Annotated in this window: 27 protein-coding genes; 8 read left to right on the top strand and 19 right to left on the bottom strand. The window is 29.3% G+C overall.

The window, feature by feature from the left end:
* From H0I28_RS03970 to H0I28_RS03955, 4 genes are all read left to right on the top strand, one after another.
* Complete coding sequence (locus H0I28_RS03970; protein ID WP_218760614.1) at positions 1 to 282, top strand: hypothetical protein; 282 nt, start codon at positions 1 to 3, stop codon at positions 280 to 282.
* Positions 283 to 355: 73 nt separating this feature from the next.
* Entirely contained in the window at positions 356 to 823 is a 468-nt protein-coding gene (locus H0I28_RS03965; protein WP_218760613.1) for an OB-fold putative lipoprotein, read from the top strand.
* A gap of 59 nt (positions 824 to 882) precedes the next feature.
* Positions 883 to 1,428, top strand: a complete 546-nt coding sequence (locus H0I28_RS03960; protein WP_218733573.1) for a YceI family protein — start codon at positions 883 to 885, stop codon at positions 1,426 to 1,428.
* A 139-nt stretch (positions 1,429 to 1,567) separates the two neighbouring features.
* Positions 1,568 to 2,026: a DUF2062 domain-containing protein gene (locus H0I28_RS03955; protein ID WP_218760612.1), complete on the top strand. Its 459-nt coding sequence runs from the start codon at positions 1,568 to 1,570 to the stop codon at positions 2,024 to 2,026.
* Positions 2,027 to 2,256: 230 nt separating this feature from the next.
* Here the strand turns inward: H0I28_RS03955 and H0I28_RS03950 are convergent, their stop codons facing one another.
* Positions 2,257 to 3,507 (bottom strand): FAD-dependent oxidoreductase, encoded by a 1,251-nt coding sequence (locus H0I28_RS03950; protein WP_218760611.1) that lies wholly within the window; start codon positions 3,505 to 3,507, stop codon positions 2,257 to 2,259.
* A 103-nt stretch (positions 3,508 to 3,610) separates the two neighbouring features.
* Here H0I28_RS03950 and H0I28_RS03945 point away from each other — a divergent pair, with 103 nt between their 5' ends.
* Entirely contained in the window at positions 3,611 to 4,294 is a 684-nt protein-coding gene (locus H0I28_RS03945; RefSeq protein ID WP_218760610.1) for an SDR family NAD(P)-dependent oxidoreductase, read from the top strand.
* A 37-nt stretch (positions 4,295 to 4,331) separates the two neighbouring features.
* On the opposite strand, the gene H0I28_RS03940 is transcribed toward H0I28_RS03945, so the two are convergent.
* The 8 genes from H0I28_RS03940 to H0I28_RS03905 form a co-directional block, all read right to left on the bottom strand.
* The gene (locus tag H0I28_RS03940) at positions 4,332 to 4,823 is read right to left on the bottom strand and encodes a CIA30 family protein (protein WP_218760609.1); all 492 of its coding nucleotides are present in this window, start codon (positions 4,821 to 4,823) and stop codon (positions 4,332 to 4,334) included.
* A gap of 140 nt (positions 4,824 to 4,963) precedes the next feature.
* Positions 4,964 to 6,445, bottom strand: a complete 1,482-nt coding sequence (locus H0I28_RS03935) for a cryptochrome/photolyase family protein (protein ID WP_218760608.1) — start codon at positions 6,443 to 6,445, stop codon at positions 4,964 to 4,966.
* A complete protein-coding gene (locus H0I28_RS03930) occupies positions 6,442 to 6,570 on the bottom strand; it encodes a DUF2256 domain-containing protein (protein WP_218760607.1) in 129 nt (42 codons plus the stop codon). The genes H0I28_RS03935 and H0I28_RS03930 overlap by 4 nt, the downstream gene beginning before the upstream one ends.
* A gap of 2 nt (positions 6,571 to 6,572) precedes the next feature.
* On the bottom strand, positions 6,573 to 7,199 hold the full coding sequence (locus H0I28_RS03925) for a flavin reductase family protein (protein ID WP_218760606.1): 627 nt from the start codon (positions 7,197 to 7,199) through the stop codon (positions 6,573 to 6,575).
* On the bottom strand, positions 7,199 to 8,656 hold the full coding sequence (locus H0I28_RS03920; RefSeq protein ID WP_218760605.1) for a cryptochrome/deoxyribodipyrimidine photo-lyase family protein: 1,458 nt from the start codon (positions 8,654 to 8,656) through the stop codon (positions 7,199 to 7,201). The genes H0I28_RS03925 and H0I28_RS03920 overlap by 1 nt, the downstream gene beginning before the upstream one ends.
* 109 nt (positions 8,657 to 8,765) lie before the next feature.
* Positions 8,766 to 9,056 (bottom strand): TIGR03643 family protein, encoded by a 291-nt coding sequence (locus H0I28_RS03915; RefSeq protein WP_218760603.1) that lies wholly within the window; start codon positions 9,054 to 9,056, stop codon positions 8,766 to 8,768.
* A gap of 1 nt (position 9,057) precedes the next feature.
* The gene (locus H0I28_RS03910) at positions 9,058 to 9,459 is read right to left on the bottom strand and encodes a DUF2452 domain-containing protein (RefSeq protein ID WP_218760601.1); all 402 of its coding nucleotides are present in this window, start codon (positions 9,457 to 9,459) and stop codon (positions 9,058 to 9,060) included.
* A 13-nt stretch (positions 9,460 to 9,472) separates the two neighbouring features.
* Entirely contained in the window at positions 9,473 to 9,640 is a 168-nt protein-coding gene (locus tag H0I28_RS03905) for a Lacal_2735 family protein (protein WP_218733552.1), read from the bottom strand.
* A gap of 252 nt (positions 9,641 to 9,892) precedes the next feature.
* Here H0I28_RS03905 and H0I28_RS03900 point away from each other — a divergent pair, with 252 nt between their 5' ends.
* Positions 9,893 to 10,294 carry a hypothetical protein gene (locus tag H0I28_RS03900; RefSeq protein ID WP_218733550.1) on the top strand — a complete coding sequence of 134 codons (402 nt, stop codon included), beginning with the start codon at positions 9,893 to 9,895 and terminating at the stop codon, positions 10,292 to 10,294.
* Between the two features lie 107 nt (positions 10,295 to 10,401).
* Here H0I28_RS03900 and H0I28_RS03895 read toward each other — a convergent pair whose 3' ends face one another.
* Complete coding sequence (locus H0I28_RS03895; RefSeq protein WP_218760599.1) at positions 10,402 to 10,797, bottom strand: hypothetical protein; 396 nt, start codon at positions 10,795 to 10,797, stop codon at positions 10,402 to 10,404.
* Between the two features lie 150 nt (positions 10,798 to 10,947).
* Between H0I28_RS03895 and H0I28_RS03890 the strand changes: the two genes are divergently transcribed.
* On the top strand, positions 10,948 to 11,940 hold the full coding sequence (locus tag H0I28_RS03890; protein ID WP_218760597.1) for a hypothetical protein: 993 nt from the start codon (positions 10,948 to 10,950) through the stop codon (positions 11,938 to 11,940).
* A gap of 63 nt (positions 11,941 to 12,003) precedes the next feature.
* Here H0I28_RS03890 and H0I28_RS03885 read toward each other — a convergent pair whose 3' ends face one another.
* From H0I28_RS03885 to H0I28_RS03845, 9 genes are all read right to left on the bottom strand, one after another.
* Positions 12,004 to 12,639, bottom strand: coding sequence for a response regulator transcription factor (locus H0I28_RS03885; RefSeq protein WP_218733545.1), 636 nt, complete (start codon positions 12,637 to 12,639; stop codon positions 12,004 to 12,006).
* Positions 12,640 to 12,644: 5 nt separating this feature from the next.
* On the bottom strand, positions 12,645 to 14,612 hold the full coding sequence (locus tag H0I28_RS03880; protein ID WP_218760595.1) for a tetratricopeptide repeat protein: 1,968 nt from the start codon (positions 14,610 to 14,612) through the stop codon (positions 12,645 to 12,647).
* Between the two features lie 23 nt (positions 14,613 to 14,635).
* Complete coding sequence (locus H0I28_RS03875; protein ID WP_218760593.1) at positions 14,636 to 16,885, bottom strand: hypothetical protein; 2,250 nt, start codon at positions 16,883 to 16,885, stop codon at positions 14,636 to 14,638.
* Positions 16,882 to 17,541, bottom strand: coding sequence for a DUF1266 domain-containing protein (locus H0I28_RS03870; protein ID WP_218760591.1), 660 nt, complete (start codon positions 17,539 to 17,541; stop codon positions 16,882 to 16,884). Before H0I28_RS03870 ends, H0I28_RS03875 begins: the two co-directional genes overlap by 4 nt.
* A 3-nt stretch (positions 17,542 to 17,544) precedes the next feature.
* A complete protein-coding gene (locus H0I28_RS03865; protein WP_218760590.1) occupies positions 17,545 to 20,034 on the bottom strand; it encodes a hypothetical protein in 2,490 nt (829 codons plus the stop codon).
* A 56-nt stretch (positions 20,035 to 20,090) separates the two neighbouring features.
* A complete protein-coding gene (locus H0I28_RS03860; protein WP_218760588.1) occupies positions 20,091 to 21,134 on the bottom strand; it encodes an SMI1/KNR4 family protein in 1,044 nt (347 codons plus the stop codon).
* 111 nt (positions 21,135 to 21,245) lie between these two features.
* A complete protein-coding gene (locus H0I28_RS03855; protein ID WP_218760586.1) occupies positions 21,246 to 22,382 on the bottom strand; it encodes an adenylosuccinate synthetase in 1,137 nt (378 codons plus the stop codon).
* A complete protein-coding gene (locus tag H0I28_RS03850; protein WP_218760584.1) occupies positions 22,383 to 23,246 on the bottom strand; it encodes a hypothetical protein in 864 nt (287 codons plus the stop codon).
* Positions 23,247 to 23,248: 2 nt separating this feature from the next.
* Positions 23,249 to 23,599, bottom strand: coding sequence for a hypothetical protein (locus H0I28_RS03845; RefSeq protein WP_165730891.1), 351 nt, complete (start codon positions 23,597 to 23,599; stop codon positions 23,249 to 23,251).
* Between the two features lie 161 nt (positions 23,600 to 23,760).
* On the opposite strand from H0I28_RS03845, the gene H0I28_RS03840 reads away from it, so the two are divergent.
* Positions 23,761 to 24,669 carry a hypothetical protein gene (locus tag H0I28_RS03840; protein WP_218760583.1) on the top strand — a complete coding sequence of 303 codons (909 nt, stop codon included), beginning with the start codon at positions 23,761 to 23,763 and terminating at the stop codon, positions 24,667 to 24,669.
* Positions 24,670 to 24,708: the final 39 nt, after the last annotated feature.

The raw sequence follows: 24,708 nt of genomic DNA, 5'->3' as shown, positions 1-24,708 counted from the left end.
ATGAAGAATACAATACCCAAAATATTGAATAAATTAACCAACTCTTGTAAAAAGACAGTTGAGTTAATAGATAAAAAAACGTTTTCTAAATTATCGGTAATAGAAAAAACGAAATTAAAATTGCACAAATCTATTTGCAAAACATGCAAAGCTTATGAAGACCATTCAAAATTTTTAGACGAAGCTGTAGATAAGTTATATAACCAAAAACAGCCTCATAACAAAGTTCAACTCTCAGCAGATAGGAAATCTAAAATCCTCGAAAAAATAAAAAAACAATAATTTTTAAAATTTTTTTGTCAGTAAATTAAAACTCAGAGTCTATTCTATTGTAACCCAAAAAATAGGATATAAAATGAGTATTAAGAAAAAAATAATTATCGCCTTAGGTCTAGGAATTGTAATTGCAGGTATAATAGCTGCAGTACTATTCTTTCAACCTCACAGAGATGTTCAAAACACTACTACAGATTTCAGCTATAATGCAAGTGAAATTGTAAATGAATATCTAACAGATTCACAAAAAGCAAACAATAAATACTTAGACGAAGAAGGCAACTCTAAAGTGCTTGAAATTAAAGGTATTGTTGCTAAAATTTCTGAAGACTTCAATAAACAAAAAGTTGTTCTATTAAAATCTGACTCAGATAAAGCAGGTGTAAGCTGCACATTCACAGCAGAAACTAACTCACATACTTTAAACATTAAAATTGGTGACAAAATCACCGTAAAAGGTGTAATACGATCTGGAGCAGCATTTGATGCTGATTTAGATATGTACGAAAACGTGATACTTGAAAAGTGTGATGTTATCACAAAATAAATTAAGAGTAACTACAAAATAATTCAAACAAATAATAATTAAAATTAAATTCTAATAACATGAAAAAATCATTTTTAACAATCGTCGCAGTAATAGCCATTTCTTTAACTGCATTTGCTCAAAAACAAGTAAGTGCTAATACCCACATGAAATTTTTCTCTACAACACCAGCAGAAGATATTGAAGCCAATAATTATAAAGCCGTAAGCACCATAGATCCAAGTACTGGTGATATTGTATTTTCTGTACCAATGCAAAGTTTTGAATTTGAAAAATCTTTAATGCAAAAACATTTTAACAGTAAAAAATTTTTAAATACAAAAGCAAATCCTAAAGCAAAATTAATAGGAAAAGTAGTTAATGTTGAAGCTATAAAGTTTAGTAAAAATGGTACTTATACTGCCAAAGTAAAAGGCAACTTAACTATTAACGGTGTTAGTAAACCAATAACTGAAAATGTAAAATTTACAATAGCTGAAGGTAAAATTAATCTTACTTCTAAATTCAATATTACATTGGCAGATTATGAAGTGGCTTTTGAAAAAGGAAAACCTTCAACAAACATTTCTAAAACTGTGGAAGTAACTGTTGAAGCAAATTATTAATAACTTCCTAAGAAGGTCGTATTATTAATTATAATTAAAACCAAGGTATCGTATTTTATCTTGGTTTTTTTTTTATTAAAAAGTGTAAGTAATCTAAATAATCAAGTCTATATAATAAAACAATACTAAAATTTTTACAATGCAATTAAATTTTAAAAAGATCTTTCAAAAAATTAAAGCACCTTTTCAACAAGGGTTGCATTGGAAATCGATATTAAAAGCAATTATCATTAGTCTTCTTATTACTATTATTCCTTTTTATGGTATAACAACTATAATACTCACATATGTTTCAATTAAATTTAAATTGAATTTACCAATTATGATTGTAGTAAACTTTATAGCAACTCCATTACAGTTTATGTTATTCTTACCGTTTATACATATTGGTGAAAGCATTATGAATACCAATCATACTTTATTAACAGTAGAAGAAATTAAAACAGCTTTTAATGTCTCTTTTTTAGATACCATAAAGCGTTTATTTTTTGAATTGATTTGCGGCATAACTGGTTGGCTATTAATTGTACTTCCATTAGGCTTTATGACCATAATTTTATTAAAAACGAAAACGTTAAAACCAAATAATCAACTATAAAATCAAAAGAAATTTTCTTTGTAATTGCTATATTTTATTATTATTATATTTTAAATCAGTCTTTTTTGAACTCCATCAAAAACCTTGATAGATTGATTATAATAGATTAATATTCAGCAAGTTATCAAACAAGGGTACTTCAATTTAGATATAAAGTTGATAACATTTAAGTCTAAATATTGTAGTTAAAAGATTAAACGTGGTTAATAAAATTATCACAGATATAAATATTAAGGCATGTTTGATATCGTTTCTATAACTCCTAGTGCAGCTTTTTCTCCGGAAATGATAGCCGCATTTAACGAACCGTTTAATAATGTGTCTCCGGCCAAAAAAACTCCTCGCGTTAATCTTGTTTCTAATGGTGCCATTTCGTATTTTAAATTGCTTAATTTTGGTAAAGCAAAAGGTATACTATATTGATTTATAAATCTTACAACATCAATATTGCAATATTTCTTTAATTCTATTTGTACACGCTCAAGAAGTACCTTCTTTGATAAATTTTGATTGTCAACCACAGTAACAGAAAGTAATTCTTTATTTGAATGCTTAGTTGTTTTTAAACTTGTATGATAAAAAATGTTATTTATCAAAGTGCCTTTTTTAGGAATAAGACCGATTAAAGGTTTTTTAATAGTTCGAGTTTCGATTTCAAAATAGAATGTATCGCAAGAGCTCCATGCCATTTTTTGATGTTTCATATTAGGAATTAAACCATGCGCTTCTGTAGCCAATATTATAAAATTACTTTCTAATATTGTATTATTATCCAAAGTTATTTTCCTTTCTTTTATTGAAACTACTTTAGTATCAAACTTAAAAGTAGTTCTCTTTAAGTTTCTATATAATTGATTAGGAATTTCTCCAATACCCTTTTTGGGTAAAGCAGCATAACCTTCCTGAAACATTTTATAGACAAATTCAAACATTCTACTAGATGTCTCTAATTTGTTTTCAAGAAAAATCCCGCTAAAAAATGGGGTAAAGAAATCATTTATCATCCTAAAAGAAAAACCAAACTCTTCTAAATATGACCATGTAGATTGCTCTTTGCAAGAAAATATTTCTGACATCGTTTTTTGCTTCAGCTTCTTATTCAGTTTTAATATTTTAATTTTATCAGAAAAATTGCCTATACCAGAAAATAAAGTTGAAAAAAGTAACGATATATCTCTAAAAGGATCTCCTAAAGTGGTTTGCGTACCGTTTTTAAAAATAGTGGCACCTGGTAAAAAATATTGTAATTCTAAAGATTTAAAATCAAGATATTTTTGAGCTGCAGGATACGCTGTAAGTAAGACTTGAAAACCATGATCTAATTGATAACCATCTATCAAATCTGTTTTCACCCTTCCTCCAACACTATCTGTAACTTCTATGATCGTAGGAGAATACCCATTTTGTTCAAGTACAGTAGCTGCTATTAAACCACTAATACCCGCACCAATAATATGTATTTTATAATCTTCTTTCTTCATATTTTTATTTTGTTTAACTTTTAATAAAAAGTATTAAACAAAATTATGTATTTTTGTTGTAATACAAGAATAATTTATACGTATTTATTTAAAAAAAGAAATAATGAAAAATATATTAATAATAGGCGGAAGCAAAGGTATTGGCCACGAAATAGTAAATTCACTTTTGGATAAAAACAAGGTTATAAATATAAGTAGAACAAAACCCGAAGATGAACACCCTAATTTAACACATTTTAATTGCGATATACTTACTGACGAATTACCAGATTTGGCTAATGTTGACAGTCTTGTTTATTGCCCTGGTAGTATTAATTTAAAACCTATCTCTAGATTAAAATTAAGTGATTTTAGAGACGATTTTGAAATTAATGTTTTAGGAGCCGTAAAAGCGATTCAAAAATATTTACCACAATTAAAAAAAGGAATTAATCCATCCATATTATTATTTAGCACTGTTGCCTCTAAGTTAGGAATGCCATTTCACGCAAGTATTGCAACCTCTAAATCTGCGGTAGAAGGTTTGGTAAAATCATTAGGTGCTGAATTGGCTCCAACAATTAGAGTTAATGCAATTGCACCAACCATAACAGATACAGAATTGTCTTCTAAATTATTAAGAAATGATAAAATGATTGAAAAAATAACAGAAAGACATCCTTTAAAAAGATTTTTAAATCCCAAGGAAGTAGCTGCAACCGCTGAATTCTTATTATCTGACAATGCAGCTTCTTTTTCTGGTCAAATATTTGAAATGGATTGCGGTATTGTATCGTTTAAAATATAATTGAACCTCAACAAAACGATAAAAAATAAGGCTGTTATTATTCTAAAATAACAGCCTCTATTTCTAACTTAAAACCTTCAGCCTTTTTATTTCCAATTAAAAAAGCTAATTCTTCTAGACTCTCTTTACTATAATTTGGTTTTTGTAATTTATTACCTCTAAAGGTAGGATACATATCTGATAACAATATTTCAATATCTTCCCATTCATTAGACGTTTCAAAAAAAGCAATATAAACATGATCATCTGTTACTTTACTTCTTATTCTAAATTGATATCTTTTTCCGTCTCCTTTAATTCTGATAATAACTTTAGAATATTTGTTCGGTACTATTTTATCAAAACGATTCCTCAACAAAGAAAATCCGCCATTATTTTCTAAAGACACAGTTCCACTAAAAACACAATTACCATTTTCTTTTAAAGAAAATAATCCATATGACTTCCCTCCCATTACGGCATCATTAATAATTTTCCAATTATCAGCATTACGATTTGTATTACTATCAAAAATAACTAATTGTTCCATATTTTTTTTTTTAAAATTAAGTTTTTGAGTATATTTATTTAGCATTCCTTAAAAAAACAAAAACATAAAAAAAATAAACCTATACCAATATAACTATTACTATTATAAGCAATATTTTTTCCTTTCTCTATATGACTTTTTTAAAGTTTTAAAAGATACCTCTCAGAATTTTTAATATGTAATTCTTGTTTTTCTAAAGGCATTTTATCAAACACACGCACTAACATCCCTAATCTTGGGTTCGACAAAAATAAATCACGATGTGTATTCATAAAACGCCAAAAAAGACCATCCCAAGTTGCTTGCCATTCTCCCTTTTTATAGTTACTCATTTTCATAAGATAATTACTACCACTTATATAAGGCTTCGTAGCTATTAAACCTCCATCTGCAAACTGACTCATTCCGTAAATATTAGTCACCATTACCCAATCATAAGCATCTATAAATAATTCCATAAACCATTTGTATACCTCATCTGGATCAAATTCACATAACATCATAAAATTACCTAATACCATTAAACGTTCTATATGATTACAATATCCTGTTTTTAATACTTTTTTAATCGTCTGATCAATTGGTGGAATACCTGTAGTTCCGTCGTAAAACGATTTCGGAATCTTCTTCGTAAATTTCCAAAAATTGGTAGTCCTTTCTTCACTTCCTCTCGCTTCGTAAATACCTCTTATAAATTCTCGCCATCCGATAATTTGCCTTATAAACCCTTCTGTAGAATTAATAGGAATATTATTTTCTTCTGCAAATAACAAACAAGCATCAACTATATATTTAGGCGTTATAAAACTAACATTAAGCATTGGTGTTAACACGCTATGATTTAATATTGAATTTTCAGCAACAATAGCATCTTCATACACCCCAAACTCAATAAAGCGCTGTTCAAAAAACTGATGTAACCAATTTTTACTCGTTTTAAAATCAGTTGGATATAAAGCGTAATTTGTTAAATCCCCTAAATTCTTTGAAAAATGAGTATTCACATACTGCTGTGCTTCTTTAAAATATGCATCAACATTAGGAAACTGAATTGACGGTGGTGTTTTTTTAGCTGGATATTTCTTTCGGTTTTCGGTATCAAAAGTCCATTTTCCTCCTGTTGGTTTTCCATCGGGTTCTAAAAGAATATTACGTTTTTTTCTTTGATCGGTATAAAAAGTTGTTTGATGGTATTTCTTTTTATCCTTTCTAAAGAAAACTTGCAACTCTTCTTTTGAGTTTAAAAACAGAGGAGAATCATAAATTGTAGAAGTTATATTATGTTCTAAGCACACTTTCTCTATTCTTTTATGAAGCCAATTATCTGTTGGGTCTATATAGTTAATATGTTCAATTCCTTTTTGCTTTAAAGCAGGAATCAATTCTCTAATATCGGAAGTATCTGTTATTGCTTCAATATAATGTACATCAATATTTTTTTCTTTCTGAAGAAAATCAGCATACCGTTTCATGGTAGCTCTATGAAATGCTATTTTCTGTTTATGAAAAGAATACTCCTTAAAAAATAAATATTCTTCTATTAAATAGACAGGTGCATCTACTTGAAAAATTGGAGATTCTTCAAATAATTGATGCGGAAATATTAAATTGATTGTTTTCATTTATTTCTTCTACAACGTTCACTACAATACTTTACAGCTTCCCAATTCTTTTCCCATTTTTTACGCCATGCAAATGGTCGTTCACAAACGATACATATTTTTTCAGGAAGATGTTGTTTTTTCATTCTTATAATTCAGGAACTTCACCTATTCTTACATAAGGATGCTTTGCTATCTTTTTTAGGGAATAATAACTATTTAAGCCAGAAATACCAATACTTTCGGTAGCTTCTAAATCAATATCACCATCTACGATAGCATCATCTGGAAAAATTAACTGTTCTATTTCTCCTATAATTAATTTGGTGCCGTTATGTTTTATATCAATAGCTTCTACAAAGCGCATTCCTATTTTAAAGTTACTTTCTTTTACAAATGGCGCCTTAAAATCTTCCATATATTCTTCAGTAAGATTACAGCGTTTAAATTCAGACGTGATTGTATCAAACTTTGCTGATGTATAATGCGCATTTTTTATAAAACCTTGATGGATATGATTGATTGTATAGACTTTATTCTCTTTAATATTAGCATACGTATGCCCTACTTCTGCTGTTTGTGGTCTTGTAATAAAACCTAACAATGCAGGACTACTACCTAAATGAACTATAGAACTAAAAATAGCTAAATTACTTTGGCCTTTATTATTTATAGTACCTATAAGGTTTGCTGGCTTTATACCTGTAACCGAATTAATGATTTTTAATTTAGTAACACGGTCAAATCCTTCTATATCTTGTTTATTGTAAATCATTATTTTCTATTTACGTGCATATTTAAAATGCGATTCTTTTCTTTTTCTACTGCAGGATGCTTTTTATGTCCCCATATTTTATCTCGAGCCAATTGCGCACTTTCTTGCAAATTAACAATGGGTAATGGATAATTTTCACCAATTATAACTCCACAAAACGTTTGCTCCATGATTGTCATTTTCCAAGGTTCGTGAATGTATGCTACTGGAACATTTGTTAATTCTGGAATCCATTTTTTGATAAAGACTCCCTCAGGGTCATGTTCTTGAGAATTCTTTACAGGATTATATAAACGTACGGTATTAATACCTGTAGTGCCTGCTTGCATTTGAAACTGCGGATAATGTATCCCTGGGTCATAATCTAAAAATTGCCTTGCCAAATGGTAGGCTCCATCTCGCCAATCTTGGTCTAAATTGAGTGTTAAAAATGAAACTACCATTGCTCGCATTCTAAAATTAATCCATCCTGTTTGTTCAACGGCACGCATACAAGCATCAACTAAAGGCACACCTGTCATTCCTGTTTTCCATGCTTTAATAAATGTTTCATTCTTTTGATGTGCTAATAATTCATAACCTTTATTTATACATGCCGTTTCATAACTGCATGCTACCTCAAACTTTTGAATAAAATGACAATGCCAGTGCAAACGTGTTAACATTGCAGAAAATGCTTTATCGTTTTTTGTTCCATTAGGATGCGTACCTACAAACTGAAAAGCTTGCTTTATTGTAATATTTCCCCAAGCAAGATATGGTGATAATCTACTACAAGAGACCCTACTTTCTGTTGGTTTTGAAATATGCTTTTGGTAATTTTTGCCTCTTTCTGCTGCAAACGATTTTAAATAACGCCAAGCATTTCGTTCTCCTGCAGGTTGAAATTGTTTTGGATATTCTTTCCATGCTTTTTCCAATGCTTCAGGTAACAAAAAAGGATGTTTCAGCGCTGCTTCTTTAGAAATTGAATACCTATTTTGAATTACCGGAGTATGCATGGTGATATGCCATTGCTTATTCCAATTATCTCTATTTTTAATACCTCGTAAAATACCGTCACGCTGAAATTCTTGCCAAACTATTTTATTTTGATTAAAGAAAGAGCTAACTGTTTTATCACGTTGCCAAGTTATTTGAATTCCACTTTCTTGATAACTAAAAACATTTTGTATATTAAATTCTTCATTCAAATGATGATATACCTCCATCGCTTCCGCATAAAAAACACTTACATTTCTGTTAAAAGGTTTAAGGGTATTGTTTAAAGCTTTAATAGAATTATAAATAAACTTTAAATGTCTTGGACTGGTATCTGGATATTCAATAATTGAAGGTTCAAACACATAAATTATTTTGTACGGAACACCTGATTTCTCCGCTTTATGCAAAGGTTCGTGATCTTGTGAACGAATATCTCGTTTTAACCAAACAATATTTATAGGTTGTTTTTTCAATAGGTATTTAAATAAATGACCTCGATGTAAACACGAGTTTTTTTTAGATATTATTTTATTTTTATCCTTATAAAATATGGAAAGTAATAACCTTGTTATCTCCCTCTTATTAACGTTTACTAATTCTATTACCCGAAATTGCTTTTTGACGAGAACACTTAAAACGTGTAATACTTGGATTGCGTTTTTTTAAGTGTTTTTGACTTACACCACTATGTACTCGTTTACGCCAACGTTTAAAACTTGATTCTTTTAAATTACCTCTCATTACAAGTATTACTTGCTTTTCTGGTAATCCGAATTGGAATTCAATAGCTTCAAAAGGAGTTCTATCTTCCCAAGCCATCTCTATAATACGATCTAATTCTCTTTCTGTAAATTGTTTTGTTTCTAATTTCATCTTATACCTTTTTCCAAATTTGATCTGCACTTAAATAAAAACTACCTAAAGAATTAAAACGACATTCATTTGGAGCTACAATTGATAAAAAAGTTTCTTCGTTATCTCTTTTGTACAAATGATATATTTCTCCAAGAATAGGTTCAAAAGTAAATTCCGCATCAAAAATCATTTTATTATACTCATACTCCTTCATCATATCTTCATATTCAGCTTTTAACTCTAAATACTTCGACTTCATTTTATGATTCACCTTATTAATACTTCTATTTTTCCAAGCAATACTATCAGAAGTTGTTATTACCGGAGCACCAACAGAAGTTGCATATGGTTTCAGCGATGCATCATACTTTTGAGTTTCTGTATTAAAAACTACATTGTCTGGTTTTTTATCTTCTTTCATATCTTTATAAAATCTATGCCTTAAGAGCTATTAATTGTTTCATCACTTCTTCTGCCTCACATGTCTTTTTATCACTCTTTTTTCTATCCGAAGTAGACAAAGAATAAGCTTCCTTCATAAGGTTTTCATATTTACTTTGTAATTTTTGTACTTCTGTTTTCTTTTTAAATATTCCGAACATCTCTATTTTTTGTGTAAATATACAAAATGTTTAACAATTATTTGTTTTGATTAAACAAAACTACATGTAAGAAGATTTAGTAATAAATAAGGTGATGCTTTTATAGCAGTTAAAAGTTAAGTTTTGTAAAAAAGCATATGCACAACACTCTATTCACACTTCTTATTGTTGATTATAAATATCACTGAAAACAGTTAGAAATATTTAAGTTAATTCCTTCAACTTTGTATTAAATAAAAAAACAATTATAATATGAAAGAATTAAATGTAATTCAGCGTATAGAGTTAAGAATTAAAAAAGACGAACATACAGAAAAGTTATTTAAGCTATCGCAATGTGATTATAATTTATCTTCTACTTTCTATCCAAACGAAGAACAAGACAGAGGTTTAGATGTAAATATATCTGGAGCAATGAATAATGATATTTGTACTTTCTTTTTAGAATGGTTATCTCGTAAACCAGGTGAATGGTCTGGTAGTTTAAAAATTTATCACCAAAACCAAGATGAACCTGTAATTAATTTTGTTTTTGATGATGCTATCATCCATAATTACAATCAATCTTTTTCAGAAAATAACGTACAGTCTCAAGGTACTTATTTTAGTGGAATTTTATCAGGTGTTGTTTTTAATGATGTAAAAATGAATTAAGAAATCTATAGTATAATTATCTAAAAGGCCTTTAAGATCTACATCTAAAAGGCCTTCTTATTCAATTTATAAATCCTATTTAAAACATAAAAAAATAATTAGCACATCTATAAATTACTTTCTAAATATTCGGTAATATCTAAGTCTGTATAATAACCACTTTGATGACCGCCCCAACATGCTGTTAAAGAAAATACACCACCACCTAATTTTAATTCTTTTTTAGTTTCCGCATCTTCATTAGGTACACAATATATTTCTATTGCGTTTATATTTGCTGCAATAACTTCTCTTAACTTATCGTTTTTACAAACTTCTTTTAAACCATCTGTAAGGCGTTGTAAACAGATACTTGGCACAAATTTAATAAAGTATATTTCAAAAGTATCCCAATTAATATTAATAGGGATTTCTTTACCTACAATCTCATTTACTTCTTTCTGATAAGCTCCTAAATATTGGTCTTCTATTAATTTCGCCGCTTTTTTTTCTTCTAATTTCATGATGCCTTTTTTTCATTTCTGTAATATTTCAAAGATATTAGAAGAGATTCTTAAATTTGTACCATCATTAAGTGAAACTAAAAACTCACTGAATTCCGTGAGTGCTTTACCAATAGATTCGTCTACATTTATTTTATAAAATAACAGTATATGAAAATTACAATTATGTCAATAATTTGTTTAATAATTTTAATACTAATCGTTGTAGGTTGTTCTAATTATATCGGAATTTCTAAAAAGAAAGCTTCTAGTAATTTAGAAACCTATTTACAAAGGGAATATAATGGCAAACTTGTTTTTAGTGATCTAAATCGTTTTTTTAATGCAGCAACAATGGACCCTAATATGTTTAGTGTCTTAATTTATGATAAAGACATTCCAGAAATTGAGTTTTATACACACATCAATGTAAAAGAAATCCTAGAAAATGACACTTTGCCGATGTATCCAACATCAGAATTAATAACTTTTGATGATTTATATCAAGACGCATTAAAACAATATAAAACAAGACAAGCGGTTATAGCCGATTTTAAAAATGAAATTCCTGAAATAATTTTTTCTACAAAAAACATTGAATTAAATTTTAAGAGAGATCTAAAACCTAATGAATTAGAAAATGTAATAATACGTTTTATGGATCGATTAAATCAATCTTATAATGAGTTAAACACTGGTTTTCAATTTAGTTTACTTGTTAAAACAGCGAAACATCCAAATGGTTTTATGATAATTCCATTAGATATTGATGATAGCAAATGGCAAGTAAAACCAATGGTGTTATCTAAAAAAGTGACTGATTTTGATATTTTAAAAACAATGATTACAAAAAATATACAAACTAAATTAGCAACACCATATCCTTATTTTAAAATTACTAAACATAGCAAAATTTATATGGATAAATCTTCTTTATCTAAAGGAGCTTGGATTCAGTATTTAGAGGATAAGAGAATTGTAAATGAAGGAAAAGGAAAATGGAAAAATCCACAAACAGGAATTTATATTGTCTTTTTTGATTTGGACTCTAAGTTTATTTATCGCGGAGAATTACTAACAGAAGAAAATGATAAAAGCTCTTATGTAAAAGAATTAAGACAAATTGTAGAAACAGTAGAAAAAGAAGGAATTATAACTAAATAATGATTTTTCCGTCAATTTTTAGAAAAAAAAGAGGCTTTACATATTGTAAAGCCTCTTTTTTTATTAATCAAATAAACCAGATTCTATGGCGTATTTTACAGCTCCGGTTGTTGTTTTAGAGCCTGTTTTTAAAAGGATATTTTTTCGATGCGTTTCTACCGTATTTACAGAAATAAACAATTTTTCAGAAATTTCTTTAGACGTTAACTCTTCTGATAAAAGCGCTAATACTTCTTTTTCTCGAGGAGAAATTTCTATATTTTTATATTTTTTACGTTTAAAAACGCTTTCCATATAACGTTCTTTTATCAATTTAGAAAAATATTGTTCGTTACCTAAAACAGTTCGTACCGCTTTTTGCAATTCGTCTTTACTTGTAAATTTTGGAACAAAACCATCAGCACCTTTTTGTATTACTTTATGTACCGTTCTATGGTTATCTAACATGCTTAACATAATAATTTTTACCTTACTATGCTTTTTCTTTATTTCGGTAAGTAACTCAATACCGTCCATTTTTGGCATGCTAATATCACTAATAATTAAGCCAACTTCAAACTGACTTAACAATCGAATTACTTGTTTACCTTCTGTTGCTATATGTATTTCACCAATTTCTTCCATATCACTTAATATGGTGTTTATGCCTTCTAAAAACATAAGGTGATCGTCTGCGATAATAATGTTTGTTTTTTTCACAATATTTATGTTGTTGGAATGTCTATTGTAATAGAAGTTCCATGATTAGAACTGCTATCTATATCTAAAGATCCATTTATTTTTTGTAAACGTTCTTTAATATTACGTAGCCCAATTCCTTGTTTTTTATTCTTTACAAACCCTTTACCATTATCTGTAATTACAATATTTAAATGGTCTTCATGTTTGGTTAATTGTACATCTGCACTTGTTGCTTCTGCATGTTTTAGAATGTTATTTAATAATTCTTGTACAATTCTATAAGCATCTGCTAAAAGTGCTGCTGGTAATTTATCTATATCTTCTTCCGGGAAGAAATAGGTTTGAATATCTAGTTTAGATTTCTTTGTTATTTGATCAATAAAATCAGTTAAAAAGCTAGTAAATCCTATTTTAGAAAAAGAAAGCGGATGTAATTGATGAGAAAGACTACGCACATCTACACAAGCATTATTTATAGCATTTGCAATTCTTTTAGATTGTAACTCCTCTTTACTATTTTCTGTAAAATGTTCAAAAGCTATTTTTATACCCGCCAAATCACTTCCAATTCCATCATGAATTTCACGTGCTAATCTAGAACGTTCTTCATCTTGCCCTTCTTGATAACGTTCTATTACAGATAATTTATGATCCTTCATCATATCTGTAATTTTTTGTTTTGCATTTTCTTCTTGTTGTAAATTCAATTCTTTCTGAATGCGTAAACGTTTAACGTAAGATAATCTAAGTATAATTAAAATGATTACTACAAGTACAAAACCAGCTATAAAAGCATTTCTAACAATACGTTGTCTTTTAACAGTTAATTCTACTTTTTGTAACTCAACTTCACTTATTTTTTGTTCCTTTTCTAAAAGCTGAATTCTAGCTTCTTTTAATTGTGTTTCATACCCTTCTTGAATTTTCGCTACATATTTTTCTTTATCTAATGTATTTTGATCTGCAACGGTAGCAACTCCTTTTTGATAAAATTCTAAAGCTTTTTCAAAGTTTTTTTCTTCTTCATAAAGTTGTGCTAAATTCTTGTAAATATCAGATTTGTAAACGGATAAAGATTGCACATCTCCAATTGCCAATGCTTCTTTAAAGTAATTAATAGCTTCTTTTTTATGACCTAATTTAGCTTCACATAACCCCAAATCGTTTAAAACAATAGCAATATCAGAATGAAATTTTAGCTCTTTTAAAAGCCTTAATGTTTTCTTTAAAGCAATTACAGCAGCTTCACAACGTTCTTCTTCTACCAACATTTGAGAAAGATTAATGTTTACATAAGCAATAACTGCTTTATTTCCTTCTCTTTCTCTATAGTCTAAAATTGTTTTATAATGCTTGCGAGCTTGGTCAAACTTCCCCTCTTCTTTTAAAATATTAGCAAAATTAAATAAAGTTGTTAAAACACCATCATCATCACCTAGTTCTCTGTAAATATTGGCTGCTCTATCTAAATTTTCTGCAGATTTTTTATATTCTTTTTGAAGTAAATAAAGGGTTGCAATATTTTGATAAGCATTTGCCTCTTGCGCTTTATTATTTGTTTTTTCTGAATAACTTAAACATTGCATAAAGTTATCAATAGCTTTCGGGTATTCTCCTAAGTTTTTATAAGCAGATGCCATAATATTATAACAAGCTGCTAAACCTTTTTCTATATTTAATTTATGAAGTAAAGAAATAGCTTCATTTGTATACTTAATGGTGTTTTTGTAATCTCCAGTAATGTTACTTAAGTTTCCTAAAGCATAAAGCGCACTAACTTCTTGAATATCAATTTTTAACTTCCTACTTTCTTTAAGCCATTCTGTAGCTGCTTTTTTTGCTACTTGCGGATTAGAATTAAGGTTCTTTTGATATTCTAAAGTAAGAGAATCTATACGAGGCGTATTATTTACCGCCTGTGCAAAAGTGAGATTAATTACGCCTAAGAAAAGGAGTATTACTAAAAGATGATGTTTTATAAGTAGCTTCATTAAGTTCTGTAAACATAGTACCTTTAAGCGAAATAAATGTTTCTAATTTTTGTTTTCAATTCTTTTAACATTTCAATTTCTCCGTTTTTAAATTCAATATTTAATTTAGAAACGTTTTCCAGTAAATTATGTTGCAAAAATACATCTTCTTTATAATTTGTGGTTGCAATTTCTAATTGTTCTAACAAAGCATCTTCAGACGGATTATCTTTACTTAGATACATCGCATTGTATTTTGTAAATCCCTCTACATTATTTAACTCTTTAGAGAAATGTTTAAAGACTCTTAACATTACATTATACTCATCTTTAGGGAAATTAAAAAACGATTCTTCCGGATAACGTTGTAATAAATTTTGATGTGCTAATAAAGCTTCTTCATGTTGGTTATCTTCTTTTAATAAGTTAGCATACTCAAAATCTAGTTTCCAATCTCTAGCTTCCGGAGCTTCTTTTTTAATGGTTTCACAAAGTGCTATAGCAGATGGCTTATCAAACCCTTCTGTTAAACACACTAATGCTAATTTTAAATAAGCACCTTTATTCGTAGAAAGTTCTGCTGCCTTTTTTAAAGATTCAGATCCATCCGTAGTATTTCTTAACATCCAAAAGATAAAACCGTTATTTCTGTAATCTATAAATGTAGTTGGGTTTTGTACTAAATCGGCTTCCGTAACTTTCTTTAAATCGTCTGGTTTTTTTAAAAAGGTGTAAAAACAGATCCATTGAAATACAGGATATAAGTCTGCCGATAATTTTCCTTGCTCATAATTATAAATCGCGTATTTATAACTTTCTTCACAATCTCCTTTTTCTATAAGTGCTTCAATACACATATTCATGGTACTACAATAATCGTCATCACCAATTTTATAAAAGTTAATTTCTTCTTGCATATCTTCAAAAAAGGCGGTGTAATTATGATTTATTTTATGAATAATCATACGTAAATTATACAACCAAGGTGCGTACGAATGTTGTGGTAACGGAAAATCTAAAAGTGCTTCATTAATAACTTTATAAGCTTCATTAAATCTGTTTAATTTAATAAGCGCACGCGCTTGAAAAAATAAGGTTTTAAGCGTTGGTACTTTTCTTCTGTGAAATTGTACTACAATATCTAAAATACCTTGCCAACTTTCTATTCTACTATTCACTTCTAGTAAATAAAACAAATATTCACTCATTCTAAGTCCATTTTTAAAGGCCTCATGATAAGCTGCTCCCGTAGCGTTATAATCTTTTACAAAGAAAAAAGACTTCGCTTTTAAAACTAGTAGTAACGGGTTTTTGGGGTTTATAGCCAAACCACGTTCTACACAAATTTCTATGGTTTTTTTGTTTTTTGAATAATAGTATGATGAATTTCCTATTAACAAATATTGATGTTGTGCCAATTGCCAACCAGAGTTTGCTAAGGCTTCCATATAATTTTGATATTCTTGAAAATTGGTGTAATTTTCTTCTGGAAATATAGGTTTTTGTGGTGCTGCTAAAATTTGTGACACCATATCATACATCATAAAAGATTTAGCATAATCTGCTAATAAAAAACGAGTAATATCTGTTAATTCTAAATGTCTCCATTCTGCAATCCATTGCTTTTTATTTTCGGAAGATTTATTTTCCCATAAGGCCACTTGAATACGCGCTAAATTTTGATCTGCTTGCTCTAAATTATCATCAAATTGTAAGCCTTTTAAAATTTCTTTACGATGAGTATCTGATGCTAAATTTAATAATTCATAAGAATCTATTACTTCCGTAGAAATACGTAATTGCTCTATACGAGCAGTTTCTACTTCCCAAAGTAAAAGTCGTGCTTCGGTTAACGCAGGATAACATTCTAAAATATATTTTAACGTAACAATTGCTTCTTCAAATCGGTTTTCTTCTTGCAGCTTTAAAGCAAAATGGATGTGTAAAGTTTCGTTATACGGATGTGCCATTAATGCCGTTTCATACACCCAATCTTTACATTGTTTATAATAACTACAAACGTATTCGTAATCTGAAGGTAAAACTTCATTTATATTGATTAAAGCTTGTAAATAAGACTCTAAAACGGGCATATTTAGTTCTTCAAAAACACCAATATAAAGCATATACATACGATAATATCTGGCAGTATCTGCAGGATAACTCTCTCCTAATATTTCAATATTTTCTTGAATATTGGCCATAATAGGTTGCAAAGGAGCATAAAGATTTGCTTTATAAAGTTCTTCTGCACGCGCTATTTGTGTGATAACTTCTTGTCTTGTTAAACTCATTTTTTCCATGTTTTAAACCAATCGGCATGTTCTATATATAAGCGTTGGTAGCATTCCCAAAGTGTTTCCATACCAGGAAATTTACTAACATCTTGTTCTGTTGTTCCTAAAACATATTCATCTCCTAAACATACATTTCTGTGAAATTCTCTCCAACTAGAAAAGGTAGATTTTATAGTGTCGTTCGCTTCTTCTAAACGTAAAATCATTTCTCTTGTATCAATAAAACCTAATACGTGCCCTAAGCGCATTTGAAAAATATAGTACGCCATTTCATACCCAATCAATTTTTGCTTTTTTAGACTAAAACGATATTTCCAAACCATTTTATAAATGCCTTTAGTTTTTGGGTTTTCTTCGGCATTGTATTTTGCATCAAAATCTTTTGTAGTATTCATTCGGAATTCTATTGCAAGTTTTTCGAATGTATTAGAAACCATTTCTCCGTTTTCGTAACGTTGCAAACTATTACGTAAATGCAAACCAGATTTTATGCCATATAAACTTAAAAGTCGTTTTGCTTGCTTAACATGCATTTGGTTTTCTAAATCGAAACCAGACCAACTTGTTAAGTCTGCACTTTTATAATTTTTCTTCAAAATCAAGGCCGATAAATTTAATTGGTCTTGTATTTTTGGTGTTATTTCTTGTGTCATTATCTAAGCTTTTAAATGGTCAACTAGTTCTAATAAAGCCGTTGTTAAATCTTCTGAATAGGCTCCAGATTTTGCCATCGCTTTTAATCCCATTCCGTATGAAGGCGCCATTTTAGTTCCTTTTACCAAATGCACAAATAAACTTCTACAAAGTGTTCCGTAGGTTTCTTGTTCCGCTTTTGGTGCTAAATTTGTATCAAGTAAAGTCATATAAAGCGCTTGAATAAGTTTAGCTTCAATTCCTGTTTTATCATCAGCTAACCAAACTTTAAATTCTTCTATTTTTTCATCTAAAGGCTCTAAGAGTTTAATATCGTAACTTCCATTTTCCTTATAATTTTCTAGATTATAAAGTACAGCATCAACATATTTTTGGTTAATTTCTTTAACTTCCATTTCAACATTAATAGTTTGCAACTCTGCTGCAATACTTTCCATTTCTGTTTGAGGTTCTCCTTTAAAGTGAAAATGATAAAAACCATCAATAGCGGCTAATAATTCTTCTTGATATGTAAAACACGCTATAACACTTCTACTATAATCAGTAAGGTATTTTACCGTGTTTGCATTTAATTTCCTTTTATTTAATGTCGTTAGAAAATCGGTTAAATACGTATCAATTTGCATCGAAATGTAGCCTAACATACCGTTGTCTTTTTCTTTGAGTTTGCATTTTCTATGAAAAGCGATAATTCTATTAATAGCTCTATCTAAAAAGTAACTCGCATCTTCTTCTATAGTATTAAAATAGTTTGCTGTACGAATACCTTGCGTACTTAAAACATCAGAAATCCAAACGGCTTCTTGTCTAGAACTGTAATAAAAATCACCTAAATAATTAAACCAAGCTTGAATAATATGTAAGTTTAAAGGACGATCTTCATTAACGTAATGGCCTTTTGCAAAATCGTTACAAAGATCGGTAACGCAAGAATCAATGTTTTTTAGCGCCCAAATTTCATTTACACGCGTAAAATCACCAGGTTCTACACATAAAATAGCTAGTGTTTTTACAATAAAAGGTAAATTTTCTTTTCTGATATCGTCGCTAACATCTCTTGCGGAATAAGCAATTTCTAATAAATACAATTGTAAAATTTCTTGCTGAACTGCATTATACAAAGTTGATAATTCTTCGCGAGCATCATAAAAAGTGCGAATTAAAAACTGATTTAAAGGATTTTTAATTCCTTCTTTTTTAAAGTCTTCAAGAAAACCTTTTAAGTTGTCTTTATTCTGATAAACATTTTGAATTAAAAATGAACCCGTCATTTGAAAATCATTGTGATCATAACGCATTATAGGAAGTTTTCCTTTTCTGTCTTTAATTAATAAATTTGAAAATATAGTATTGAAGGTTTCTGTCTGATTTTTAACACCTGTTTTAGGGTGACATTTATCAAACCAAAACGGAATAAGTTGTAACGGAAGTGCTTCTGCCCTATTTTCAGTAAAAATTTGTTTTCCGTAATCTTTAAAAGTTTCTGAGTAAAAATTGCTTCCGCCATCGGCGTTTAACCAATCTACAAATCTTAAATAGCAAACATCTAATTGCTCTTGCGGAATATTTTTATCACGATTATTGAATAATAAAACATCGCCTGCATCCCATAATAATTTAGGTCCTAAAGCGGCAATTAACGGGTGGAAACCTTCAGTAGTTTTTAGGTTTAATAATTCTAAACTATTTGCTTCTCCATAAATAATTCGCTCTTTAATTGCTTTATGCGCTTCAAATATTATTTGTAAATTATTGTAATAATACGCAGCTAATTCTGTACTAAACCAAGGCAACATTAAATCGTATGCTCCTTTAACATAAACACGACCTACAGGTAGTATTTGATGAAATTTTGTAATGAATTTTCGCCAATCATTATCAAAAAAATATTGAATAAAGTTGTTGTCTATTTTAAATGGAAACGTAGTTATAGTTTTGTCTGAATTAACGACATAATAGGTGTCATTTAAAATATTATTTTTGATACAATGCTGAATTAAAAAATCGGAACTAAATACATCTCTAATGTCAAAAATTCTATGAACTAAAAAACGAGCTACAGAAAGAGAAGCCTTAGATTCACTTTGTACCAACATTTTTAAAACCTTAAAAATTTGCGTTTTCAAATCGTCAGAAATAGCATCGGTTTGTAAATAACTCAGACTAAAATATAAAAACTCAACAAGTTTATCACTACTTTTTTTATCCGGATAAAATCCGTTTTTTAACAACGGTAACCAAGATGCAATAAATTCTAATCCTTCTTTTTCGTTTGCAAAAACAGTAGGATGAAAGTAAATAAGTTGTGCTACTTTTTCTGTAAATTCTGCATGTACACCTTCTGTAGTACTATTATTTTTTGCCTTTATATAAACATCGTTATCAGTAGTATCCATCAACTTAAAAACTTGAAGGATTGCTTTTATTTCAGAAACCTCTAAAGATGACATCTCTAATTTCGGAACTATTTTCTCTTTAAATATCGCAGACATTTACTAAGTGTTATTCAAATTATATTGTAATATACTTTATTCTTTTTCAGAAGATTTTATTCGATGTAAAACCATTCATTTTCTTCAATTTCTCCTTCGTTACCCATTAAACTTTTTAAGAAAGTATTTAAATCTTCTGCTTCAATATATCCAATTTCTTGATCTGCACCATAACGAATAATTTGTCCGGCTGTACCTTTTGTATTCGGAGCAAAATCGAAGGCTAAAAAATTACCATTCTGTAAATCGAAAAACGGAATCCAATATGGTGTAGTGTACATTAATAATGCTTTCCCTTTGTTTGTCGAGTATGTGTCTAACAACTCTTCTTGCGTCCAATCATCATAACAATCTTTCCATTGTTTCCACTCTTTATAGATATCTTCGGCACTCATTATGGCGCATCTATCAATACCATTATGCAACGTTAAGTACTCTTTAATTATTGTTGGAAAAGGAAAACCCGCTTCTTTTTCAAACTTAACATATATGTCTTCATTGTTTTTTGGTGAATGTATTGTCAATCCTTTTTCTAAAATTAAAGCATTAAAAGATTGTTTTACTTCTTCTAAATTAATTTTAGATTCTAACTGAATAAAAGGGCTTATAAAATCTGTTTTTTCTTTAGCTAATTTTTCGGCTATAAATTGATTCGGAATAAATTCATCAATAAAAGCACCTGTGTTTTCTTGAAAAGTAATATTCTTTAAATTAGAAGCAGGTTGAGAACTATAACAACTCTTACTAAAGGTATAAATTGTAGCGCTTTTGTGTTGTTCATCATGAATAACTGTAAACCATGCTTCAAATATTGGCGTATGCTCTATTTCAACAGTAAAAAGCGTTTTGTCTTCTAAATACCCAATACCATAAAATTTATGAATGGTTTCATAATCTGGTGTAATAAATATGAGGTTTAATAAATTTTTTCCAGACGCTTTTTCTACAGCTTTTAAAAGCGCGTCTCTAAACGTAAAAGAATTCTTGTAATGTTCAGGATCTTCAAGAATTGGAAGTGTCTCTATTTTGATAGGTTCAAAATTAAAATCATCCCATTTTAATAATTTAAAATCTTCTGAATATTTGATACTATTGTTCATTTTCTCTTATATTTTAATACTGCGAAGATACTTTGGATCAATATTTTTTTTATCACTGAAACTAATGATTTTAAATACTACAGAATATTTTTAGCAATAGATATGCAGTAATTATTTTGATGAAATTTGTGTAATACATTCTCGTTTTGGTCCGTAACTTTCGTAAACCATATTGAATTTTACATCTAAATTTTGAAGTAGATTTTTAGTAGAAAAACTAGGTAATTGATCGATGCAAGTTACCATTAGATTTTTCTTTAGTTTTAAATTCTGATGATGAATTGCATCAGCACTTAAAGCATAATTTAATAATTGTGTATCTAAAGCTTGTGTTCTAAATACACCTTGAAACTCGTTTGTAACGTTTGCTTCATCTTCATTATTTTGAAGTGAAACAGGTTCTGTGTTAGCCATTGGTCCGTTTCCATGCCTTGTTTGATAACAGCGTGTAACGTAAAAAATAGCTATTTCTGTTTCTTCACCTAAATGAGTTTTAATAAGCTGAATTGCATTTTTAGAAGTAGTATAACTCCACGTAGTATGCGGATAAAAACCATGTTGTGTATCTAATAAAACACCTTGACTTCCTTCGAAAATAAAATTTTTAAAAGAGGTTGCTAAATCAGAAAGAGCCTTTAAATTATAAAATTTCTGAATAGAAAAACAACTTTCTATAAAATACGCTTCGTTATAGTCCTTTAATTCGTTTTTGTAATATTCTTGAACGCTTTTTGGTTCCGTTTTTAACTTTGTTTCGTAATAGTTTTTTATACTAATTAAACGTTGCTTTAAAACCCAATGAAACTGTAAATCGTTTGCATACAAATAAACTTCTTCTTTATTTCTAGCAATAGTTGTTCCAAAACCCAAACCACAAGAACCATTATTTTGTTGCTTTTCTACCGATCTATTAAAAGCAATATCATAAAAAGTTGTAATCATCGCAAGCGGATGAAAATACAATTTTGGATGGTATTTTTGTAAGAATTCTCCTTCATCTAAAATAGCAGGCGGAAAAAGTGTAGTAAGTTCTGAATAATACGTTGGAACGCCTAATAACGTACCAGAACCAAAATTACTAAACGTATGCGTAAGTGTTTCTGTACTTACAGTATGCCCTATTTGATGTCCTCCAGAAAACCGAACTACTAAACTTTCTTTAGAGTTTTGTGATGCTAAATAATCGGTAGTTAACCCTTTTCCAGCATCACCAAAACCTAAATCTATAACAATACTACATTTTGTCATTTATAACATATTTTCTACTTCTATATCATCAGAAGAAGTATTGGTATTTGTGGTTGCATTAAATGGTTTATGATTTTGAATTACCACATCTGCAATACGTTTTGCTACGGTTTTAAAATCTGCAATTTCTAAAAAATTATCTCCTAAAAGTGCTTTCCAATTTCCTTTTCGATGTTCACTTTTAGACCATTCATTATGCTCTAAATGCATATGAAATACATTGTATTTTTCTTGAGCTTCCTTAATAATATTTTCCGTAGTAATTGTTTCTGCTTCTTCTGCGCTGGTGTATCTTTTTATAATTTCTGCTGGAATTGTAGGAAAAACAGGTTCATCACCAATGGTGAATAAAAAACCTTTTTGCTTTCTTTTTTCCCAACAATCAATCGAAGTATGGCGAGCAGCAAACAAATGTGCCAAGTTGTACCCTTCTTGGTTGTTTCCGCCACCACCGCTTTCTAAATAAACGCGCGTTAACCAACGGTCTAACAATTCTGCAGAAGACTCGAACTGACCAACTTGTAAAGGAGCAGCATCATAAATAAAATCTCCAATCCCTAAAAATAATACTTGCGGATCTTCAATTCCTGCTTCCATTAAAGAACCAATAAGATCTGGTAAAGCTTCCTTAACAATATGTTCTGGCACAAAACCCATACTTCCGGTAACGTCTAATGCTACAATAATAGAAACCGTTTCTGGATGTTCTTCAGAATCTCTAGATTCTCTTACAATTGCCTTTACAGGATCCATTTCTGTATCTATACTTCTAGCTGTAAATATCTCTTCTCTAGACTTGTTACTATAGCCTTTTGTTTTTCTTAATTTTTTATAAGCGTCGTTACTAAATCTTCCTCCTCCCATAATTATAATTCGTTTATGATTCCGCCAAATAAATGCGTGTATCGCTTTTTGGCTAATTCTAATTTAATTTCTAAATTTCTAATCTTTACAGACATTTCTAAGTCTTTGGCTACATAATCCTTCGCATCAAAATCTGACGCTAAAACCAAACTATTTGCGTCGGTCGGACTCATGTCTAACATGTTTTCTTGCTCACGTTTTAATCGTTTTAATGATAACGCTAAATCTTCCGTTTCGCGTTTATACATTAACTGTGCGTCTTCTGCAATAGCACTTGCACGATCGTCTCTTATTTTTTCGTTGTTGCGCTTTAATGAATCTAAAAAAGCAGCACTTTTAATTTTATCCTCCATAAAATATATTTTCAACAAAATTATAGGTAACTCTTCATTTTTTTATCCCCGAAAAGGGTGATTTATATTTTTATTTAAAAGATTTATAATTAAATATCACTGAAATCAGGCAGTACCATTTTTAAACGAGTAATTATCTTTGGCATTCTTAAAACGTACTTATGACAACAATACATTTATCTTTAACAGGTTTTTTAATTAATTCTGTTTCTATTCAATTTCCTATTTCTATAAACACTTTAAAGGAATGTTTAAATGATAATTACAGAACAACTAAAAGAAAAAGCAATACTATTTTTACTTGGGATGATTTAGGTCTTCTTGCATATTCTAAAAATGGTGAATGCATAGAATCTTTAACTTTAGAACTACAACTTGATACTTACAGTTTTTGTCCTAAGCATAAATTCTCTGGAGCGTTTTATTTTAATGATCAAGAGATTACCAATTATTATAAAACTAATAAAGAAGAACGTGTACAGCTTTTTAAAGATGATGATTCTGGCGCTTTAGTTCTAAATACTATTTGTGCTTGGTTTAGTGTTAATGAAGAAGAAACTATAAAGGCTATTGAAGTAAGTGCTTATCAACCTTATGTACGTTGGCAAGGTATACCAGACGATAAATATACTATTAAACCTATAGATGAAGAAGAAATTACTTTTGTAGATTTTGGCTTTAAGCTGTCTATTATAGAGGAATTAATGTATATGAAAGGCTTACTAGAACCTAAATTCGACATTTATGAATTTGCAGATTGGTATAGAGAGCGTAAAATAGATATTGATGATGAAGGTTATGAACCCATAGCAGAAGTGGTGCAATATTTTAAAGATTTACCAATTCCGAAACGTTTGGCTACAGAAATTACAGACATTTATCAAGATGGAGGAAACGATATTTATATGAACCTCTCCCCTTTTTCTGGTGGCGGTGAAGATGATTGGGATATGGAAACGGCTGTTGATGACAAACAATTTCCTAACCTTAAAAAAGCAACCTTATGTTATGCTAAAGATTGTGTTTATGATGAGTTTGAAAAAATGGGCATTGACGCAGAATCGTTATAAAAATAAAACCTTTATTTTTTTTTACTTAATAATGAAATG

It is taken from the genome of Polaribacter sp. AHE13PA (assembly GCF_019278505.1).
Classification (GTDB): Bacteria; Bacteroidota; Bacteroidia; order Flavobacteriales; family Flavobacteriaceae; genus Polaribacter.
The sequence above is the reverse complement of the archived record's forward strand: the minus strand, read 5'-3'. Positions and strand labels throughout refer to the sequence as shown.

Coding starts and splice junctions, on each gene's coding strand:
- H0I28_RS03855 (WP_218760586.1), bottom strand. CDS start 22,382: ATGACAAAATGTAGTATTGTTATAGATTTAGGTTTTGGTGATGCTGGA.
- H0I28_RS03865 (WP_218760590.1), bottom strand. CDS start 20,034: ATGTCTGCGATATTTAAAGAGAAAATAGTTCCGAAATTAGAGATGTCA.
- H0I28_RS03870 (WP_218760591.1), bottom strand. CDS start 17,541: ATGACACAAGAAATAACACCAAAAATACAAGACCAATTAAATTTATCG.
- H0I28_RS03915 (WP_218760603.1), bottom strand. CDS start 9,056: ATGAAATTAGAAACAAAACAATTTACAGAAAGAGAATTAGATCGTATT.
- H0I28_RS03910 (WP_218760601.1), bottom strand. CDS start 9,459: ATGAAAGAAGATAAAAAACCAGACAATGTAGTTTTTAATACAGAAACT.
- H0I28_RS03965 (WP_218760613.1), top strand. CDS start 356: ATGAGTATTAAGAAAAAAATAATTATCGCCTTAGGTCTAGGAATTGTA.
- H0I28_RS03950 (WP_218760611.1), bottom strand. CDS start 3,507: ATGAAGAAAGAAGATTATAAAATACATATTATTGGTGCGGGTATTAGT.
- H0I28_RS03930 (WP_218760607.1), bottom strand. CDS start 6,570: ATGAAAAAACAACATCTTCCTGAAAAAATATGTATCGTTTGTGAACGA.
- H0I28_RS03880 (WP_218760595.1), bottom strand. CDS start 14,612: ATGAAGCTACTTATAAAACATCATCTTTTAGTAATACTCCTTTTCTTA.
- H0I28_RS03935 (WP_218760608.1), bottom strand. CDS start 6,445: ATGAAAACAATCAATTTAATATTTCCGCATCAATTATTTGAAGAATCT.
- H0I28_RS03850 (WP_218760584.1), bottom strand. CDS start 23,246: ATGGGAGGAGGAAGATTTAGTAACGACGCTTATAAAAAATTAAGAAAA.
- H0I28_RS03840 (WP_218760583.1), top strand. CDS start 23,761: ATGACAACAATACATTTATCTTTAACAGGTTTTTTAATTAATTCTGTT.
- H0I28_RS03960 (WP_218733573.1), top strand. CDS start 883: ATGAAAAAATCATTTTTAACAATCGTCGCAGTAATAGCCATTTCTTTA.
- H0I28_RS03905 (WP_218733552.1), bottom strand. CDS start 9,640: ATGTTCGGAATATTTAAAAAGAAAACAGAAGTACAAAAATTACAAAGT.
- H0I28_RS03845 (WP_165730891.1), bottom strand. CDS start 23,599: ATGGAGGATAAAATTAAAAGTGCTGCTTTTTTAGATTCATTAAAGCGC.
- H0I28_RS03890 (WP_218760597.1), top strand. CDS start 10,948: ATGAAAATTACAATTATGTCAATAATTTGTTTAATAATTTTAATACTA.
- H0I28_RS03940 (WP_218760609.1), bottom strand. CDS start 4,823: ATGGAACAATTAGTTATTTTTGATAGTAATACAAATCGTAATGCTGAT.
- H0I28_RS03955 (WP_218760612.1), top strand. CDS start 1,568: ATGCAATTAAATTTTAAAAAGATCTTTCAAAAAATTAAAGCACCTTTT.
- H0I28_RS03925 (WP_218760606.1), bottom strand. CDS start 7,199: ATGATTTACAATAAACAAGATATAGAAGGATTTGACCGTGTTACTAAA.
- H0I28_RS03900 (WP_218733550.1), top strand. CDS start 9,893: ATGAAAGAATTAAATGTAATTCAGCGTATAGAGTTAAGAATTAAAAAA.
- H0I28_RS03970 (WP_218760614.1), top strand. CDS start 1: ATGAAGAATACAATACCCAAAATATTGAATAAATTAACCAACTCTTGT.
- H0I28_RS03860 (WP_218760588.1), bottom strand. CDS start 21,134: ATGAACAATAGTATCAAATATTCAGAAGATTTTAAATTATTAAAATGG.
- H0I28_RS03945 (WP_218760610.1), top strand. CDS start 3,611: ATGAAAAATATATTAATAATAGGCGGAAGCAAAGGTATTGGCCACGAA.
- H0I28_RS03875 (WP_218760593.1), bottom strand. CDS start 16,885: ATGAGTTTAACAAGACAAGAAGTTATCACACAAATAGCGCGTGCAGAA.
- H0I28_RS03895 (WP_218760599.1), bottom strand. CDS start 10,797: ATGAAATTAGAAGAAAAAAAAGCGGCGAAATTAATAGAAGACCAATAT.